The sequence below is a fragment of the Paenibacillus sp. FSL K6-1566 genome (genome assembly GCF_038050475.1).
Lineage (GTDB): Bacteria > Bacillota > Bacilli > Paenibacillales > Paenibacillaceae > Paenibacillus_AQ > Paenibacillus_AQ lactis.
In genome coordinates this window covers 6,507,941-6,526,777 of the sequence record NZ_JBBOSR010000001.1, presented here as the reverse complement: position 1 = coordinate 6,526,777, position 18,837 = coordinate 6,507,941, and the positions used below count along the sequence as shown (strand labels likewise).

General features: G+C 44.8%; 19 protein-coding genes. 12 read left to right on the top strand and 7 right to left on the bottom strand.

Annotated features, from left to right (window positions below; all coding sequences use genetic code 11):
* Positions 1-48 precede the first annotated feature (48 nt).
* The gene (locus NST08_RS29215) at positions 49-921 is read right to left on the bottom strand and encodes an SDR family oxidoreductase (protein WP_340898244.1); all 873 of its coding nucleotides are present in this window, start codon (positions 919-921) and stop codon (positions 49-51) included.
* A 96-nt stretch (positions 922-1,017) separates the two neighbouring features.
* A complete protein-coding gene (locus NST08_RS29210; RefSeq protein WP_341342593.1) occupies positions 1,018-1,881 on the bottom strand; it encodes a helix-turn-helix transcriptional regulator in 864 nt (287 codons plus the stop codon).
* A gap of 244 nt (positions 1,882-2,125) precedes the next feature.
* On the opposite strand from NST08_RS29210, the gene NST08_RS29205 reads away from it, so the two are divergent.
* The 10 genes from NST08_RS29205 to NST08_RS29160 all read left to right on the top strand — a co-directional run bounded on the left by NST08_RS29205 (position 2,126) and on the right by NST08_RS29160 (position 12,620).
* Positions 2,126-2,923 carry an SDR family NAD(P)-dependent oxidoreductase gene (locus NST08_RS29205; protein WP_341342592.1) on the top strand — a complete coding sequence of 266 codons (798 nt, stop codon included), beginning with the start codon at positions 2,126-2,128 and terminating at the stop codon, positions 2,921-2,923.
* A gap of 520 nt (positions 2,924-3,443) precedes the next feature.
* Positions 3,444-4,022: an RNA polymerase sigma factor gene (locus NST08_RS29200; protein WP_007129166.1), complete on the top strand. Its 579-nt coding sequence runs from the start codon at positions 3,444-3,446 to the stop codon at positions 4,020-4,022.
* On the top strand, positions 4,006-5,067 hold the full coding sequence (locus tag NST08_RS29195; RefSeq protein ID WP_007129165.1) for a hypothetical protein: 1,062 nt from the start codon (positions 4,006-4,008) through the stop codon (positions 5,065-5,067). Before NST08_RS29200 ends, NST08_RS29195 begins: the two co-directional genes overlap by 17 nt.
* Positions 5,068-5,259: 192 nt before the next feature.
* On the top strand, positions 5,260-6,333 hold the full coding sequence (locus tag NST08_RS29190; protein WP_007129164.1) for a hypothetical protein: 1,074 nt from the start codon (positions 5,260-5,262) through the stop codon (positions 6,331-6,333).
* 79 nt (positions 6,334-6,412) lie between these two features.
* A complete protein-coding gene (locus NST08_RS29185; RefSeq protein ID WP_007129163.1) occupies positions 6,413-7,486 on the top strand; it encodes a hypothetical protein in 1,074 nt (357 codons plus the stop codon).
* Between the two features lie 286 nt (positions 7,487-7,772).
* Positions 7,773-8,468: a response regulator transcription factor gene (locus NST08_RS29180; protein WP_040738336.1), complete on the top strand. Its 696-nt coding sequence runs from the start codon at positions 7,773-7,775 to the stop codon at positions 8,466-8,468.
* An 88-nt stretch (positions 8,469-8,556) separates the two neighbouring features.
* Positions 8,557-10,005 carry a serine hydrolase domain-containing protein gene (locus NST08_RS29175; protein ID WP_007129161.1) on the top strand — a complete coding sequence of 483 codons (1,449 nt, stop codon included), beginning with the start codon at positions 8,557-8,559 and terminating at the stop codon, positions 10,003-10,005.
* On the top strand, positions 10,005-10,928 hold the full coding sequence (locus NST08_RS29170; RefSeq protein WP_007129160.1) for an ABC transporter ATP-binding protein: 924 nt from the start codon (positions 10,005-10,007) through the stop codon (positions 10,926-10,928). Before NST08_RS29175 ends, NST08_RS29170 begins: the two co-directional genes overlap by 1 nt.
* Positions 10,921-11,685, top strand: coding sequence for an ABC transporter permease (locus NST08_RS29165; RefSeq protein WP_341342591.1), 765 nt, complete (start codon positions 10,921-10,923; stop codon positions 11,683-11,685). Before NST08_RS29170 ends, NST08_RS29165 begins: the two co-directional genes overlap by 8 nt.
* A gap of 23 nt (positions 11,686-11,708) precedes the next feature.
* Complete coding sequence (locus NST08_RS29160) at positions 11,709-12,620, top strand: sensor histidine kinase (RefSeq protein ID WP_007129158.1); 912 nt, start codon at positions 11,709-11,711, stop codon at positions 12,618-12,620.
* A gap of 185 nt (positions 12,621-12,805) precedes the next feature.
* Here the strand turns inward: NST08_RS29160 and NST08_RS29155 are convergent, their stop codons facing one another.
* Positions 12,806-13,567, bottom strand: a complete 762-nt coding sequence (locus NST08_RS29155) for an SDR family oxidoreductase (RefSeq protein WP_341342590.1) — start codon at positions 13,565-13,567, stop codon at positions 12,806-12,808.
* Entirely contained in the window at positions 13,564-13,938 is a 375-nt protein-coding gene (locus NST08_RS29150; RefSeq protein ID WP_007129156.1) for a MerR family transcriptional regulator, read from the bottom strand. Before NST08_RS29150 ends, NST08_RS29155 begins: the two co-directional genes overlap by 4 nt.
* 354 nt (positions 13,939-14,292) lie before the next feature.
* Here NST08_RS29150 and NST08_RS29145 point away from each other — a divergent pair, with 354 nt between their 5' ends.
* Together NST08_RS29145 and splB are read left to right on the top strand one after the other, a co-directional pair.
* Positions 14,293-14,541: a transcriptional regulator SplA domain-containing protein gene (locus NST08_RS29145; protein ID WP_007129155.1), complete on the top strand. Its 249-nt coding sequence runs from the start codon at positions 14,293-14,295 to the stop codon at positions 14,539-14,541.
* Positions 14,534-15,562, top strand: coding sequence for a spore photoproduct lyase (splB, locus tag NST08_RS29140; RefSeq protein WP_251535880.1), 1,029 nt, complete (start codon positions 14,534-14,536; stop codon positions 15,560-15,562). The genes NST08_RS29145 and splB overlap by 8 nt, the downstream gene beginning before the upstream one ends.
* 189 nt (positions 15,563-15,751) lie before the next feature.
* On the opposite strand, the gene NST08_RS29135 is transcribed toward splB, so the two are convergent.
* From NST08_RS29135 to NST08_RS29125, 3 genes are all read right to left on the bottom strand, one after another.
* Complete coding sequence (locus NST08_RS29135) at positions 15,752-16,627, bottom strand: NmrA family NAD(P)-binding protein (RefSeq protein ID WP_007129153.1); 876 nt, start codon at positions 16,625-16,627, stop codon at positions 15,752-15,754.
* Between the two features lie 36 nt (positions 16,628-16,663).
* The gene (locus NST08_RS29130) at positions 16,664-17,062 is read right to left on the bottom strand and encodes a nuclear transport factor 2 family protein (protein WP_007129152.1); all 399 of its coding nucleotides are present in this window, start codon (positions 17,060-17,062) and stop codon (positions 16,664-16,666) included.
* A gap of 399 nt (positions 17,063-17,461) precedes the next feature.
* Positions 17,462-18,646 carry an ROK family transcriptional regulator gene (locus NST08_RS29125; protein WP_244152676.1) on the bottom strand — a complete coding sequence of 395 codons (1,185 nt, stop codon included), beginning with the start codon at positions 18,644-18,646 and terminating at the stop codon, positions 17,462-17,464.
* Positions 18,647-18,837 lie beyond the last annotated feature (191 nt).

The window sequence follows — 18,837 nt, the reverse complement described above, 5'->3', positions numbered from 1 at the left end:
GCAGAGGAGCATACCAGTTATCGTGGATGCCGAATTTTTTGGTGTCCTTTACAAGGGTTTTACCACATCATCTGAATCAGTGGAGTAAGCCAGCTCTTTCTGTGCTTCCAGAGCGGCCAGTCTGTCCAGCAGGGCTGCCCGGATTTGCTCATAGGCGTCACTGCCCAACGCCATACGTATCGGACCCTCTCCCTGGTCGACACGACGGATAATCTGCTGCGCCATTTTATCCGGATCGCCGACAACCATTTGATTGAACATGCTCATATCTATACCAGGCAGTTCTCCCTTCATCAGGCTGACGAATTGGCCCGCCTCCGTATCCCGGTATTCGTCCATCCGCTCGCCGAATACGGCGTTGCTTGTAATGAAATTCGTTCGGATTCCGCCGGGCTCCACCATAGTGGTCTTAATATTGAACGGAGCCACTTCCTTAGCTAGCGCTTCAAAGGCTCCTTCGACCGCCCATTTCGAAGAGCAATACAGTCCCATACCCGGAATAGAATAATGACCCGCCATACTCGAAATCTGTACCATGTGACCGCCGCCCTGCTTACGGAAAAAGGGCAGGATTGCACGCGCCACACGTAGGGAGCCAAGCACATTGGTCATAAACTGATGCTCAATTTGCCTGTCGCTTGCTTCTTCCACTGCGCCATACAAGCCATAGGCTGCATTATTGACAAACACGTCGATCGTGCCCAGTTCTAAAAATGCACGCTCCACCACTTCAGCAATTTGCTGAGAGTTTGTCAGATCTAAATTAGCCTGCCAAAGCCCAGAGCCATACTGTGCCTGCAGATCATCCAGCACCCCCGGCTTGCGTACCGTTGCGGCTACACGGTCCCCTCTATCCAGCAACCGGCGAGTTATACATGAACCCAAGCCTCCTGATGCTCCTGTAATAAACCAAGTCTGCATGCTAAACACCCTCCAATCGTTGTCATCCACCGAATTATACAAACAACTGGAGGGAGCTAGCCACAGCACGTCTATTCTATTAATGGGAGTAACAGTCTACGGTAGCTGCCTGTCCTGCTCAAGTAAACGCAATAATCTCTCTTCCGTACCTGAACCGGGCACCGGAACAAAGAAACACCAGTGCAGTCCCGGGTCATTATCGATTACAGCCGCGGAATGGAGCTCAAACTCCATCTCCTGTGCGTCAGGAACACGGAATAAAGCGGTGGCTACGCGTTTTTGTTTGATTTCATATAGTTCCCAGAAATGCACGAATTCCGGGCTTTCCCGCCTCAAGCGTTCGAATCGTTCCATATATAACGGGTTGTTCTTGTAAAGATCGAAGCCTGCCCGCAGAACAGCTACAGCGTAACGAGCAAAGCCTTCCCAATTCACCAGTCTGTTGCGGTAATCCGGCTTTAAAAACATAATCTCCATCATATTCCGTTCGTTTTTCGGCAAACTGCCGAAATCGGCTACGATCAGTTCTGCCGCTCGATTCCAGGCGATAATATCCGTACCTTCGTCTGTGATAAAAGAAGGATAATGCAGTTGATTTACGATTTTCTGCAGAACTCCCGTATCCGGCCCACCGTTATTTGGCACTGTGACGACGCTCGCCACATCTCCATTGGCCAGATCGAATAGATGCTTCTGCTCGTCTTCGTCAAGCTGAAGCGCTTTGCTGATACTTAGCAGCACTTCCGGCGAAGGATTAACCTCCTTGCCTTGCTCCAGCCAGGCATAGTAAGTCACGCTTATATTGGCAAGATAAGAGACTTCTTCTCTTCGAAGTCCCGGAGTACGTCTTCGTCCGGGCAGCGGCTGGATCCCTGCCTCTGAAGGCTGTAACCGTTCTCTGCGCGATTTAAGGAAGTCACCCAATGCGGATGGAGAATGATTCTTTTTCAAATGGGTCACCTCTATTTACTTATCTATTTACTCATAGGGTAGATGCAGATTGCTAGTACCAAATGGACCAAAAGAACGTTATATATGATTATTATAATCTCTGTTGAATGCCGTTTCTACAAAAGAGAACCATAACGAGTACAGAGGCTGTTAATCCCGCTAATAGTATAAACATGATGTGGTTGACTTCCCTCCACCGACAGTACAATGAAGATAATTTACGTCAGAGACGCTTAAATAGGAGGTTGGCTTCTTGAACAAATATATATATCGAAATAAGCTGGCAGTAGTCACTGGTGCTTCATCTGGAATCGGGAAAGCGTATGCCAAAGAACTGGCGGCACGAGGCTGTCATGTCGTTCTGGCAGCGCGCTCCAAGGACAAACTGGATGCAATGGCAAGGGAAATCAACCGCCAGTACGGCGTACAGGCTTATGCGCTCGCTTGCGATTTGTCCAAAGCGAATGCCCCGCGTCAGCTGGCCGAACAAATATTCGAACTGGGCTTGTCGGTCGATATTCTCATCAACAACGCAGGCGTTGGCACTTATGGCCGTTTCGAGGAAATAGACCCGGAGCGCGAGCAGGAGGAGATTCTGTTGAATACGGCTGCGTTAGTCGATCTTACGCATCGGCTGCTGCCCGATATGCTGAGGAGAAAGGATGGAGTCATCGTTAACGTAGCTTCGATGGCTGCGTTCATGCCTTGTGCATATTCTGCAGTTTATGGGGGTACCAAGGCATTTGTATTGTCCTTCTCTGAGGCGCTATGGGCGGAGGCGCGCGGGCGTGGTATTCGCGTGCTCGCACTATGCCCGGGTGCAACAGAGACGGGATTTTTCGATGCGGTCGGCAGCGAGGAGATGGGAGCAGGTCAGAAGCTCTCGACCCCTGAAAAGGTTGTACAGGCCGGATTTCGCGGAATTGACCAGGGGCGCAGCTATATCATCGATGGCCGTAGCAATTACTTTATGGCTCTAATGATCCGACTTTTCAGCAGGCGCAGGGTGGCTTTGATCATGGAACGTATGTCAAAACCAAAAAGGCACTGATAGCGGGATCCGGTTCTTGACTTAGAGTCTCGATGCACTTGAAGATCACCAACAGTAAATCATATAGATATCATTTAACAATAAAACTCTTCATGGAGACTGGTCTTTCCAAGAAGAGTTTTTCGCCGTTAGGCCTGTTAAGCTGTGAAGCCAAAGGGCGTTCGCTTACGAAACAATGCATTTAGTTCGCTAATTCCGCCGTCCCCCATTCGAATAGATCTCCTGCTCTTCCCGTGATGCAATGCATATGCATATGTTTTTCAATCGCCCTCCGTCATCGGTGACCTACTCGATCAGTCCGGCTGCAAGCAGTCCGTGAATAAGTGGATAAAGCCCCCCCTTGAATAACTTGCCGGCTTCGTACGTTACAATTGGAAAACAAGACTTTCCTAGCGTTGTATACCCGTAAATATTCTTTTTCATCATTTCAAGGTCGAAGATGTTATTATTTTTGATGCTGCTGTCACAAAAGGAGCTGCATTGGTGTATTAAGAGTGTAAGCAGGAGGGGGGGATGATTTTTGGACAGACACTACAGAGAGAATAAATCAAACTCAGGAGAAATTGAGCTGCTGGTTAAAAGGACTAAACTTGGGGATAAGGAAGCCTTCGCTTCAATTATTAAAAACTTTGAAAAACCAATGTATATCTATTGTTACCATATGCTCAAAAGCAAGGAAGAAGCCGAGGACGCTCTACAAGAAATATTTATTAAGGTGTATGAACAGATACATAAGTATCGTCCAAATATGAGTTTCTCGGCATGGCTGTACAAAATTGCCTACAATTACAGTCTGAATCAAATCAGGAGCAGAAAAAGGTGGTTTCGTTTTATAGATCGTTATAAATATGATCAGCCTGAAACCTCGACTCAGCAAATAGACAGTCAAACGACACTGAAGGATTTTCTAAATTTACTGACTGCCGAAGAGAGACATATACTAGTTCTCCGGGCAATTCATCGATATAACTTTAACGAGATTAGTGAAATCATGAATATGAAACCGGCAACCGTGCGCAAAAAGTATGAACGCCTTCGCAAAAAACTGCAGACGAAGGAAGTTAATGAAGGAGGAACAGTGAATGCGTCGATCACCTAATCCATCTAAAATCGCAAGTATTCACCAAGTGGAGCAAATGATTCGGGATACGGAGACGCCAGAGTACAGCATGAGTCAACAGATTGTCGAAAAACTTGAATCCAAAAGCATGCCACCACAAAAACCGATCTTCACAAGAAGAGTGGGCGTTATCGCAGCGGCATTGGTTGCTTTTTGTGTGTCTCTAACTCCTGTCATGGCTCAAGCCATAGAGCGGCTATCTTTGCTTGAATATATTAATCCGTTTGCCAAAGAAATGAAAAGTAGTCCAAATGAGAAGGTGGATACCGTTTATTCACGAGATTTGGATGGGAATAAGAAATTTCATACGGGGATGATTCCCTTTGAGGACATTGAGGACCAGGAGTTTAAAAGCCAGCTGCAAAAGGTTTGGGATGAGATTTTCCCTCAAGGAGAAGGAATTAATGATGTGATTATGTACGAATATAAACCGAACACATTTCACATAGAGGCGCGAAACGAAAATAATTCCATCGAATTTGACCAAGGTAAATGGTATTATGCGCAGCAAACGATTGAAGCGGAGCAGGTTCCAGATGCAACAAAGGATGCAGCGGACCAAGCTTTTCATAAAGTTGGGGATTTTAAAGAAAGTGAACGGTCAGTAAGTCAAATGATCTTAAGACCCGATCAAAATCCGGTGTATAAGTTCGTGTATCATACACACAAGGGTTCTATCCTCATTGATGTACAAAAAAATACGAATCAGGTCACAAGGGTTGTAGCTTTTCCGCTCTCGGATCAACTTAATCAATTGGATGATAAAAATAAATATCATGACGTAGTTGAGAAAACAAAAGCAATTGAGCTGGACAAGATTCATGAGGAAGCAGTGAAGCAAGCCAAAGCATGGATGAATTTGGATTTGGCTGATTATAACGTAGCCAAACTTGAATCACGGTTTGATACATTAACGTTCACAAAAGAGGGTTCTCCAGACGTGACTGCGTTGTTCACCTCTAAAGGAACGATCTATTCTATTAAAATTGAGCTAAAGCAATTATCTGAAAAAGGTACGGACTAATCAGAAGGTGCAGGGTTTAAGCTGAATTAAATGGCAAAAGCTGTCCTGCCTGGCAGGTTGAAGGTGCTGCTCTGCCCGTCTAAGGCAGAGAGAGGGGGTGATGACTACTGGTCTTCTATAGATTTATTTCAACGTGACTGAAGCATTCCATTAAAAAGCTGTGGGTAATAAATTATAAAGGAGTTTATTCGTATGAACAAAAAGATAATTTTTCCTATCATCGGAGCAGCCTTGTTATCAGGAAGTCTGCTTGGATATGATACACCGATTCAAGCGAATTCGCATAACAACGAGAATGTGAACATTAAGCAAAATGCTAAATCTGAGCAAACGCTTATGCAAAAGGCCCAGGATAAGCTTAAAGAATTGACAGGAAATACGTATACGTTGATTCAAGGAACTGCTGCAAAAGAATCTATCCATTTAAAAAGAGAGAACTTCAAGGACGATATCATCGCCTATAAAGCTAACGGAAAGCTCGAAACGATCAGTATTAAAATCAATTATGAAGATTTAAACGGTGGAAAATATCAAACCAAACTGAAGGAATCGTGGGAAGCTTTGTTCCCAGGGGAAGAACCGAAGTATGTGAATATCTCAGAGTCAATCTACTATGTGGGCACCATCTCATCGAATGCTATGCAAAATAAGCAAATTTATATGCAAGAGAATGGCGAGGCTTATGGCGTAAATTATGCTCCTGACGATGCCCCGGCAAGCGTGCAGAAGGAGGCTGATCTTGTTCTGTCCAAGCTTACCGATGGAAAGGTCAAGCAGGGTGCTAGGTTGGATCGTATGTATGTCCTTGATGGCAAACCCAATGTGTATCAATATAAGTATAAATCAAAAACGATGAACGTGACCTTTGCCATTGAAGAACAAACTCTGGAACTGCTCCAAGCTGACGTAAATCATACCGATGGTAAAGGGGTAGACAGTTATGAAGAATTCCAGAAAAGAGAAAAAGAAAAAAGTGAAAAGATTAAGAAGTTGACGTTAGACACTTTGATGAAGAACGCAGTGAAAGACGCAAAAACGATGTTAAACCTGGATTTGAAAGGGTATAAGGCAGCAAGAGGAGCGAATGCATGGGATGAGAATTATATGACGTTCACCAAAGAAGGGGCTCCTTCAGTTACTGCTAGATATAATAAAGACGGATCGTTTAGCAGCTTTACCATTGATAAGTATAATCAGACAATCGATTTTTACGGAATGACCATCGCAGGTCCCCCAAATGAAGAACTCAAATTGTTGATTGACTGATATGTATGGAAAAGCAGCTTGGAGATGCACTTAAATTTCAGTATAACCATGAGGCAGCCAAAGAAAGGAATTCATCGATATGAACAAAAAGAAAATTTTCCCTATACTCGGGGTAGCCTTATTATCAGGAAGTTTGCTGGGATGCCAAACACCTGTTCAGGCAGATTCGCCCAACAAAGTAAATATCAATGCTTCACAGAATGTTAAGGCGGATCAGAAGCTTATGCAGCAGGCTCAGGATAAACTGAAAGAGCTAACAGGAAATACCTATAAGTTAATTCAGGGAACAGCCATGAAAGATTTGGTGAGTTTTAAAAGAGAGAATTTCAAATATGATGTTATTACTTATAAAAAGAATGGAAAGCTTGAAAGCATCAATATTAACGTCAACTATGAAGATTTAAATGGCGGAAAATATCAAACTGAGCTGGGGAAAACGTGGGAAGCTTTGTTCCCAGGGGAAGCACCAAAGTATGTGAGTATCTCAGAGTCAAACTACAGTGTGGGCGCGATCTCATCGAATGCCAAGCAAAATAAACAAGTTTATATGACAGAGAAGGAGCAGGCTCATGGTGTGAATTATGCTCCTGACGATGCCCCTGCAAGCGTGGAGAAGAAGGCTGCTCAGGTATTATCCAAGCTTACCAATGGAAAGGTCAAGCAGGGGGCTAAGTTGGATCGTGTGTTTGTCCGTGATGGCAAACCGAATGTGTATCAATATAAGTATAAATCCAAAACGATGAATGCGAGCTTTGCCATTGAAGAAAAAACGCTGGAACTGCTTCAAGCAGGCGTATATCAGAGTAATGGTAAAAGCATAGATAATTACAAAGAATTCCAAAAGAAAGAAAAAGAAAAAGATGCAAAGATCAAGAAGCTGACATTGGATACATTAATGAAGAATGCAGTGAAAGACGCAAAAACGATGTTAAATCTGGATTTGAAAGGATATAAGGGAGCAAGAGGAACAAATGCATGGGACAAGGATCAAATGACGTTCACCAAAAAAGGGGCTCCCACAGTCATTGCCACAGTGGATGCAGACGGATCGTTTAACGAATTTATAGTAGAGAAGTATGGTCAGCATCTCAGTTTCGACGGAAACACGATCGTAGGGCCTGCAAATGAGGGACCAAAATTATTAATCAACTAATTCTAAATGTGGAAATCTTGACGCGGTGATTTTATCAGGCAGCTTTCTCAAAATGAGTTCGGTACTGTACCGGGCTCATTTTTTATTTTTGGCTTCATCCAGCATTTGATTTGCGTATTCCATCTGTGATAAAAGATCTGGGTCATACCCTTGAATTTATGCCAATTTCCTATCCTTCATAAATTTAGTCATAAAAAAATGCACCTGCATTATTTCATCTTTGCCTGATTTTTCGATCCAATCTCTGGATTTCTATGAGAGAATATAGAATGATGGGGTGAATGAAATGAACGGAATAGTAAAGATATTGGTCGTAGAAGATGATAATGAAATAAATAAATTACTGTGCGAAATTATAGCCAATAGTGGTTATGTTCCGCAGCCGGCTTATTCCGGCACAGAGGCTTTGTTGTATTTGGCGAATAAGCAGGAGTGGAGCATGGTCCTGCTCGATCTGATGCTTCCCGGTCGAAGCGGCGAAGAAATCCTTGAACAGTTAGGACCGGATCGACAACTGCCGGTTATCATTATATCGGCCAAAGGGGAACAGCAGACAAAAGTCGCCGTTTTACGAATGGGAGCGGACGACTACATTACAAAACCATTTGATGTTGAAGAGGTATCGGCAAGAATCGACATCCATCTTGGCAGATATCGACGTGTCGCGCAGCCCGATCCGATCCGGCAATTGACGTACAAGGATATTCTGCTGAACATAGATACGAAGACGGTATCGGTCAACGGTTCCGATGTGATCCTGACCGCGAGGGAATTTGCGGTGCTTGAACTCTTAATGTCTTATCCCAAGAAAGTATATACGAAGCAGAATCTATTTGAAGCGGCGTGGGGAGACGCTTACTTGGGGGAGGACAATACGATTACCGTACATGTGAGCAATTTAAGAAAAAAATTGGCCCAGGCAAACCCGGAGGCCGAGTATATTGAGACGATCTGGGGAATGGGGTATCGACTGAAAGGATGAATTAATAGTTTCTTAATAGTTTATTTAATCTTCTATTAGGATTTGATGATTAGTATGATGTTCATCAGCTGAAATAGGAGAGTGTAACATGAGAAAATTTCTACTCATAGTAATAACAATAGCACTTCTGTCCCCGTTTTTTTATCTTCCTCAACCAACCCTTGCCGCTGCGCCTGTACTCGACAAGGAAACGGTAGACGACTATATTGAACGTTATTTGGGACGGAATGGACTGCCTGGTGCTTCGATTGTTATCGTTAAGGATGGCGAGATCATCCATGCGCAAGGCTATGGGCATGATTCCGAGGGCAGTCCCATAACGGAACACTCGTTAATGAGAATTGGTTCCGTGTCTAAAACATTTACCGCATTTGCAATACTGCAGCTCGTGGATGAAGGAGCCATTCAACTGGATGACCCGGTCATCCGCCATTTGCCTAAGCTGACGATGGATGATAACAGATTCGGACAAGTGACCATACGCCATCTGCTTAGCCATACATCCGGGATTCCCAACCCAACCATTGTGCCTAAGGCGGATACCTTGGAACAAGGCGTTAGTCGTCTTCACTCCTGGAAGCTTCAATCCAACCCCGGGGAGAGGCATTTCTATAGCAATGCGAACTATTGGATCTTGGCATGGCTGGTGGAGAACGTAAGCGGCATGGAGTTCGCTGCGTATCTTGACACAAAGGTGTTTTCCCCACTCGGTATGGACGACTCGCTCTCGCCTGTGAACTCTAGGGTTGCGATTCCAGGGTTGCCTCGCGGGCATGTGACGGCCTACGGTACAGCAATTCCAATATCAGAGATGGAGATCATGTTCAGTGGAGCAGGGGGAATCGTTACTACAGCAGCAGATATGGGAAAATGGCTCTCCATGCATACCGATGATGGGGTAAGCCCATCAGGAGTTAGACTATTGTCTTCATCCTTATTGGAGGAATCTTATTCCCCGCAGCCTGGTAGTGAGCATTACGGTCTAGGCTGGTCGCTTAGTTCTTCGGGTGTTGCGCCGCAACGAATACAGCATAGTGGAGCATTATCAAGCTATCAAGCTCAACAAAGCATCGTACTAAGCAGCGGTTATGCCATAGCTGTAATCCTTAACAGCTTCACAACGACCTTCGAGCATGCATACGAGATGAGCTCAGGGATTATTCAGCTGACCGAGGGACAAGCACCTGCGATAAAGGCACCTGTGCCTACCATCATTGATTTATCGCTTGGATTTCTTACTTTGTTGTATGCAAGCTTTGGGATCAGGGGAATCCTGCGCAGTAAAAAGTGGTCTGATCAGCGCCAGCACCATTCCGCTGTGCGTTACTATCTGCGGTTAATCCCTCAATTGATTCCTATTGCGGGAATAGGATGGTTAATGTTTGTTGTTCCGGAGCTGCAGGACAATAGCTCGACGACCTTGGATGTGTTTCGACTATGGCCGGCTTTGGCGATCCTGTTATCGATCATCTTCTTATGTGCGGTGTTCATGACGGGAAAGAGAATTTATTATCGGCTTAAAGGAGGCAGATCCTAGTGGGACAGACTGTTCTGGCAACCATCGATTTGACGAAGAAATACAAGGAACAGACCGCCCTGGAGCATGTCAACTTGGTCGTGGAAAAGGGAGATATATACGGCTTTATCGGGCAGAACGGAGCAGGAAAAAGTACGTTGCTGCGTATCGTGACTGCCATGGCCCGGCCAACGAGCGGATCTGTCCGTTTGTTTGGAGAAAGCAGCGAGGCGGGGTTGATTGAAGCCCGGAAGCGCGTAGGGGCGATTATTGAAAGCCCTGCGTTATATCCTGATATGACGGCCCGCGATAATCTTGAAGTCCATCGGCTGCTCCGGGGCATCCCGGGTAAGGCATGCATATCGAAAGCGCTTGCCCTCGTCGGACTACAGGATACGGGGAAGAAGAAGGCGAAGAACTTCTCACTCGGCATGAAGCAGCGCTTGGGCTTGGCAATCGCCTTGCTGGGCGACCCGGAGCTGCTTATACTCGACGAACCGACGAATGGCCTTGACCCTGGAGGCATCGTGGAACTTAGAGAACTGGTCAAGGAGCTGAATCGCGAGTTGGAATTAACGATTCTGATCTCCAGCCATATTTTGAGCGAGCTTCATCAGATGGCAACGAAGTACGGCATTATCCATGAAGGCAGACTGTTGGAGCAAATGACCCATGAACAGTTAAATGAGAAGTGCAAGCAGCATCTACGCATCCGAGTTGATGATCCAAGCAAGGCCGCAACTGTTCTCGAGATGGAACTGGGCACCCAGGATTATGAAGTTTTGCAGGACGGTACGATCAAGCTTTACAGCCTCTATCATGATGTCAGAAGGGTATCTATGGCTTTGACAAGCAGCGGTCTGGTCATTGAATATTTTGCGCCAGACGGGGATGACTTGGAAAGCTATTTTACTAAACGGGTTGGGGGCGGATTCCATGATTAATTTATTGCGCATGGAGCTGTTCAAACTCGGCAAAAATAGGATGTTTTGGACACTAATGATCATTGTAACGGTTGTTTTTGCTCTCCTGCACGTTCTAATTACCATCGGATGGTGGAAGATGGATAATATGTTTATGGGCGCTGGTCTGGAAATGTTCTCTTCGCTTGCACTTGCTACAGCCCCATTCTACTTCATGCTATTCTTGTGTACGTTTGCCGGATTTTTTGTGGCGAATGACTTTACAATAGGAGTCGCCAAGAACATTGTCATGAGCGGAAACCGCCGAAGTCATATCTTTTTAGCTAAGTTTATCGTCTTGGCACTCGGTTCCATGGTTCTAGCTGGTGTATGTCCGTTCATTGTAATCATAGGCGGGAAGGTATTATTCGGATTCGGAGAAATGACAGACCCGTCGGCCTTGGGCTATTTGGCAAGAGCAGTAGGCTTGCTCCTCATTCATATGCTGGCCCTAGTTGCCTTATTGATGCTGATCGCGGTGCTTGCGGAAGATAGCGGGAAAACCATTATTATTTCGATCGTAATTGCATTGTTCATCTCCGTAGCAGAAGTTCTAAGACCGTTGCCAGGGGTTCTGGAAGCGATGTATCGCTATTCGATATTCCATCATCTTATCGACTCCTTCCGAATCCGGATGACATACGCCGATGTGATCCAGTCTTTGTTGGTTGGATTCAGCAGCCTTCTAATTTTGGTGTTCTTCGGGATTCTGGTGTTTAAGAGGAAAGAGATTAAATAATAAGATAGTAAGGGAGAGGAAAAATGATCTATATAGCGATCGCTGCAGTTCTGTTTATGTTCATTTTTCTCTTTCGCCTTGTGATGGTCAAGAAGGAGATGAGACGCTTATCCAGCCAGGTCGAACGCTTTCATAAAGGCTTAAGCGGGAAGAAGGTTGATATTGCTTTACTGGACAAAGATATCGAAGGGCTTGCCGGAAATATTAATCAATTGATGGATCTGGCGGTCCAATCGAACAGGGAGCGAATACGCAGTGATCGCGAATTGAGACAAGCGATCGCTAATATGTCTCATGATTTGAGGACGCCGCTAACGGCTATAATCGGATATACCAAATTATTGGGGGCTAGTTCGGTTACAGAAGAGAAAAGGCAGGAGTATTTATCCACCATCAGAGCAACTGCCGATCGCTTACACCTATTACTTCAGGAATTCTTCGAATTGCCTCTCGTGCAATCTGCTGATTATGAACTTAAGCTTGAACCGGTACACATGAATGCATTGTTGTGGGAAGTGCTGACCGGATTTTATGATCAATTTAACGAGCGACATCTGGAACCGGACCTGCAAATAACGGATGAAGTGCTGATTGCCAACGCGGATCCGTCAGCGGTTAAACGTGTAATCGAAAACCTAATCAGCAATGTGCTCCGGCATGCGACAGGCGATGTAGCGATTAGCTTGAAAGAAGCAGGCGGGAACATCGTGCTCATCTTCAGGAATGAAGCAAATAACTTGAGCGAGCAAGACTTAGACAGGCTGTTTGACCGCTTCTACACAGCGGATCGATCCAGATCAAGTCGAAGAACAGGCTTGGGTTTAACCATCGCCCGTAGTCTCATGTTAAAGATGAACGGGCGGCTGACCGCTGAGCTTAATGACGGGTACGTGGAGATGAGATGCGAGTGGAAAAGAAATTTGCCTTACTTATGATACTGTGAACCGTATCGTAAGTAAGGCAAGTTTTTTTGGCGTTCAATAATGCTGCTTTTTTGTTATTTAAAGAGGGCATCCATTATGGAAGCGAGTTTTTCCTTATATGCCAATTTGAAGTCGTAGCAACTGTAGATTGGCTGATCGGGGCCTGCGTCATGGCAGTGCTTTTTTTATACAAGCTGTTATTCAACGGTGTTTTTCGTTGCCTTGTACATATTTTCTGTGTATTTGTCGATTTCATCTCGTGACATGCGCAAGCGGGCCACAGAAGAACCATATCCAATTTCCATTTTGCCTTTTGCTAATTCGTTGAAGATTCCATCCGCGAAGGCTTCTAATGGCTCGCCATGCGTATGCAATCCCGCACCGCCTAAATCTGTATTTACTGCCGGAGGAGCGACTTCGATAACTTCGACAGACGTATCGGACAGCTGATGCCTTAGACTCATCGTAAACGAATGAAGTGCCGCTTTCGTTGCTGAATAAATCGGAGCCATCGCAAACGGTGTAAAAGCTAACCCTGATGTTACGTTAATAATGGTCGCCGATTCTTTTGCTGCAAAAAACGGAGCAAACAGCATAGAGAGATGGAGCGGTGCTTCAAGGTTCGTTATGATTTCTTTGTTGAAATAGCTCCAATTATTCGTCGCATCTGCTTTCAACACGTTAAAACGTTGTTGGATCCCTGCATTATTAACCAACACATTTGCTTCCGGATAGTTTCCTGTTACCCAGTCAAATAATGCTGCACGCTCGGATTCCTTATTCAAATCGCTTACACGAGTTATCAGGCTTGGAAGTTTTTCTTTCGCATGTTGAAGTGCATTTTCCCGCCGTCCAGTAACGATGACTTTATTTCCAGCCTTTATGAACCTTTCTGCAAAGGCTAATCCGATTCCAGCACTTCCACCTGTAATGAGAATTGTATTCCCTGAAAGATTCATGATCGTTCCTCCCTGATTCGATTTGTATAGCGCTTTATTTTTTCATCAATACCTTGCAAGGAGTCTGTCATTAACGAAATCTCATCCAGCACCTTCTGTTTGTGTTTTGTCATCATTTCAAGTCGGCGTTCAATTGTGGCGTCTCCTTCTTGGATCCAATCCATGTACTGCTTAATTTCCCTTATTGGCATGCGAGTATTTTTTAAGCAAATTACGGTTTGAAGGAGCGCCATTTGGACTTCTGAAAATAACCGCCTGCCTGCTTCATCACGCTCAATTCGTGGCAGCAGTCCTTTTTTTTCGTAATAACGCAATGTTGATTCTGGAATATTGAATTTGGCTGAAACTTCGCTAATGGAACAATACTTCATTTGAAGGCCCCCAAATCTTACATTTCAATGTCGACAAGAATAGGATACGACTTAAACCATGGTTTAAGTCAACAGTTAGTTTCCATGCGTGCATATGCCGTTTCAGGCAGCGGTGAGCTGAAATCAGGCATGTCGAATTGTTAATTTGAGTGTTGAGAATATGGGATGTCGGATTTAGGGAAATGAGATACATCTGGAATTGGTAAAGAAGCAAGGACAGTGTGGCTGGGAGAGAGAAAGCCGGGTTGATTCCCCTTATATGCCCCCAGTATCAGATCTCCTTACATGTCGGCATATTCCAGATTGTTTTGTGTGATACTAACCGAAACATCTAGGATAGGGGTCAATGATGTGATGAATGAATATCAACCGGGACAGATTGTGTATGTAATCATTCGTAACCCGCATGTTCAGGGTGTCGCAAATGTCCAGGAAGCTGCCGTAGTGAATGATCCTGATTCGCCGGGAAATTATGCGCTGTTTATTTATGAGACGTATTACCCATTGAACGATGAGATTGCGGTGTACCCAACAGCAAGTGAAGCTGAGCACGCCTATAGAGAGGCATTCGGTTTATCCGATATGGGGGCGTATTATGGTTAAGCCATTTGTGCCTCAACTCGTATATGTAGAGCCAAGGGCATTGGATTATCCGTTGGGAAAAGAATTAATATCTAAATTTGAAAAAATGGGCATCGAAATCCGTGAGACAACCTCACATAATCAAATTCGGAACCTGCCTGGAGACAATGATTTTCAAAAATATCGAATAGCAAAGTCAACGTTAGTTGTCGGGGTTAGGAAAACTTTAAAATTCGACACTTCAAAGCCTTCGGCAGAGTTTGCTATTCCGTTTGCAACAGGGTGCATGGGCCATTGTCATTATTGTTATTTACAAACGACGATGGGAAGTAAGCCGTACATCCGGACTTATGTCAATATTGACGACATCTTTGAAGCTGCGGACCAATATATGAAAGAGCGAGCCCCTGAGATTACAAGGTTTGAAGCATCATGTACATCGGATATCGCGGGTATTGATCACTTAACCCATACACTCAAGAAGGCTATCGAATACTTTGGTAAGTCTGACTTGGGACAACTACGCTTCGTAACCAAGTTTGCTCATATTGATCATTTACTTGATGCCAAGCATAATGGGCGGACTCGCTTTCGATTTAGTATGAATGACGATTATATTATTAAAAATTTTGAACCAGGTACATCCAGACAGGCAGAGAGGATCGAAGCTGCCAGAAAAGTTGGGGAGGCAGGATATCCATTAGGTTTCATTATTGCCCCTATATATTTGCATGATGGATGGAAAGAGGGCTACAAGGATATGTTCGAGAAATTAGAATCCGCACTTACCCATTCTTCTAAAAAGGATTTGACCTTTGAGCTGATTCAGCATCGCTTTACTAAACCAGCGAAGAATGTCATACAGAAAAACTATCCGATGACGAAGCTGGAACTTGATGAAACGAAGAGAAAGTGGAAGTGGGGGCGGTATGGGATTGGAAAATACGTGTACACTGATCAAGAGCAGGAGGATATTAAAGATACGCTAGGCAGGTATATCCATACTTATTTCCCTAATTCAAAAATTGAGTATTTTACGTAATAAAGCGAATTGAATAAAGATACGCCAAAGAAGAAAGGCACCTGATGGGGTGCCTTTTTGATTTCTCTCTATAGATGTTAAAGTGTCACGTTTTACGCTCCGGAAACGCCTTGTTCGTAAATAACACTCTCCTTGGGTCATCCGAAATGGTGATGACAGGAGAGCCTTTTATCTTAAGGTACCTTTTGGTTAATTAGATGGAAACGAGGTCTTATGCTCCGAGATGAACTGCTCCAGAGAACGCGGTTCTCGCCCGGTTACACGAAATACCGTGTCCGTTACCTGATCCTCCAATCCTTCGAGACGAATGCGGACATCCAGTCCGGCCAAGTATTCGGCATAGCTCCCCGGCAAGCCGGCGGCCTTATGCCTCTCAGTGAGTTCCTCTGGTGTGATATGGATATGCTTGGCGTTCAGGCCGGTAACGCGGCGGATCACCTCGGCCACATCGTCATAAGTGAGGGATTCTGGTCCAGTGATGATAAGCTCCCGGTTATGGGGTTCCTTGTCGGTCAGGGCATGAAAGCCAACAGCTGCAATATCATCTGCGTCGACGAAACCTACCTTGCCGTCTCCGGCTGCAGTATAGATGTGTCCGCTGTGGCGCAAGGAATGCCCGTGCCCATGTCCGGCATCCGTGAAGTTCTGCATGAAATAGGAAGGGCGCAGTACGGCCCATTCGGGGGCATGCTCACGCAGGTAACGGTGAACGGCTCCGAAAACGGGGCCATCTTCCGGAATCGAGGCACTGGATAACAGAACGAATCGCCTAACCGAGGCATCCAGCGCTCTGCGGATAAAAGGAATCATGACTTCTTCAGGATGCATACTTGCAGGTGCAACCAGATATACGGCCTGTACGTCTTTCAGGAGATCAACATGGTTAGAGTCATCGAACCAATCGAATGGGACGTGTTCACCGATTTGTTCCTCCCCGGGCCTCGGCATACTGCGTCCGGCTCTGCGAATCAGATAACCCTGACCGTGCAGCAGCTGTGCAATGCGGGAGGACGTCTTGCCCTGTCCTCCGGTGAGTAGAATACGAGTGGATGATTCATTATGCATACGGTTATCTCCTTCAGTTCTCATTTATGTTCTGTATCAAGTTAGTGCCAATGGATTCCAGTAGTCCTGATAGTGGGCAATCCTGCCATCTTGAACTTTGATTACGGATATATAGCTTTGTTCATAAGCTCTTCCTGTGGATAAATTTCTGCCGCTCGCTCCGAACTGAGCAAAGAACACGGGAGCGTCAGCGGCTATATGAATGACTGGTTCTGTGAATGAGGTTATTTCAAGCACCTTTCCCAAATTCTCCAGATACTGCTGCAGCGCCGCTTTCCCGTCCAGACGTTTAGGATTGGGCTCCTGGGCATAAGGAAATTCGAAGACGACATCGTCAGTAAACAAATTGAAAAATGCAGCGTAGTCCTTACGAATATAACGGTCTGCGAAAAGTTGAATGAGCTGTTCAGCTTGCTCGTAAGACAATGTACTCATTTCAGTTGCCTCGCTTTCTTGGAAGAGTGGGTGCCTTATCCAATTAGTGGTAGGTCTAGACCCACTATATCACTTTCCGGACTGAATGGTCAAGTATATTCGGACTGAATGATCAAAAAAATATTTGCTTCTTATCTCTTTACTTTGATAAAAACATTAGTGGCTTTAAGAAGAGGGATAATTGTTAAAGTAGCCCAAAAGTTAGAGCATTGTTTGAGCGGATTGAGGTAATTCTTGCGAAGCAACAAGTATACGGGATAATTTCGCGGTTGGATAATAAGGGAAATGAAACCTTCGGGTTCAACCTCGCAAGAAAGAACTCTCCGAGTCTGGAGAGTTCTGTTTATTGAGTACGATCGACTTATCCATCTTAAGAATGACATCAAAAAGCGGGGTCAATTAAAGAGATAAAGTATCCAGCGGTATTTCAAATGCACGTTTAATAACCAACCCGGCAGCAAGCTTTGTTTCATCCGGTTTGTTATCAAGGTAGATCAATTGTACGTTATTAACTGTCACAGGCAGCTGGTGCATCACCCTGGCTCTAATCTCGTTGAACATTTCAGGACTGATGGTATGAATAACTCGGCCCGTTATAAGCAGACTGTCTGGATTTATGAATGTAATGATATTGGTAACGGCGGTCGCGATACCATCAACGATTTTTTCGTATAAACTAAGGAACTTGGGATCTCCAGTTCTTATGCCTTCTGCGAACTCCTCTAGTGTGCATTTGATGGAAACGCTAAGTCCGCTGCTGGAAGCCAGCGTCGTTAAGCATCCGGATCTGCCGCAATGGCATGGATAGGCATCTTCTCCATAGAAGCCTTTATAATGCCCGAATTCACCTGCAACAAAGCTTGATCCTGCAATAATTTGTTTATCATGGACGATCGCGCCGCCTGTACCATAATCAAACTTGATTGTGATATTGTTATTGGAATCCTTCAAGCAGCCGTTCATATTCTCGTTGACAGAGAGAAGATTGACATCGTTCTCGATATATACTGGAATGTTATATTTGTCTTCAAGCAGCTGCTTGAGTGGAAGGCGATGAACGCCTATGCCGGGTGTCCGTAGAACGATGCCATGCTGTGAATCGACCAGGCCCTGCATACTGATTCCGATCCCTTTAACTTTGGAGGTGTTGGGCACCTGGGTGAGCAGCTCATCGATAACTTCATGCAACAGCTGCATCAGCACATCTATAGAACCATATTTGTTGCTCGTGCGTTCTGCGGATGCGACAGCTTCTTGACGCAGATTGAACACTTTTCCACGAATGTATTTGCCGGCGAGCTCAAGACCGATGGCGTAAAAGTGGCCGCTGTTGATATGAAGGCCGACTCTTTTCCTTCCGCTGCCTGCCTCCAAGTCGATAAGCTCCCCTGTCACGATTATTTTTTCCTTCAACAGGCGATTCACGATATTGGTTACCGTTTGTCTGCTTAGGCCAGTCTTTTCCGCAAGCTCTACGCGAGAGATCGGCCCCTCTGAATAAATGAGAAAAAGAACCTTCTGCTGATTAATTGATTTTAATAACATATGGCTGGTTTGTTTAACCGAATCACTCACAATATGCATCCTCTTTCCAACAACGTTTTATATAATATAGATTCAAAACATTTGACAAATTAGGAACATAATTTACTTCAAGTGTAGCATTAATACAAGGCGAATAAAAGTTGCAAGTTCGTTTAATTCAACGAGCATATCATTTAAATTTTCATAAAAACGACGATAGATGGCGGTATTATACGGTATGAGACAGATCA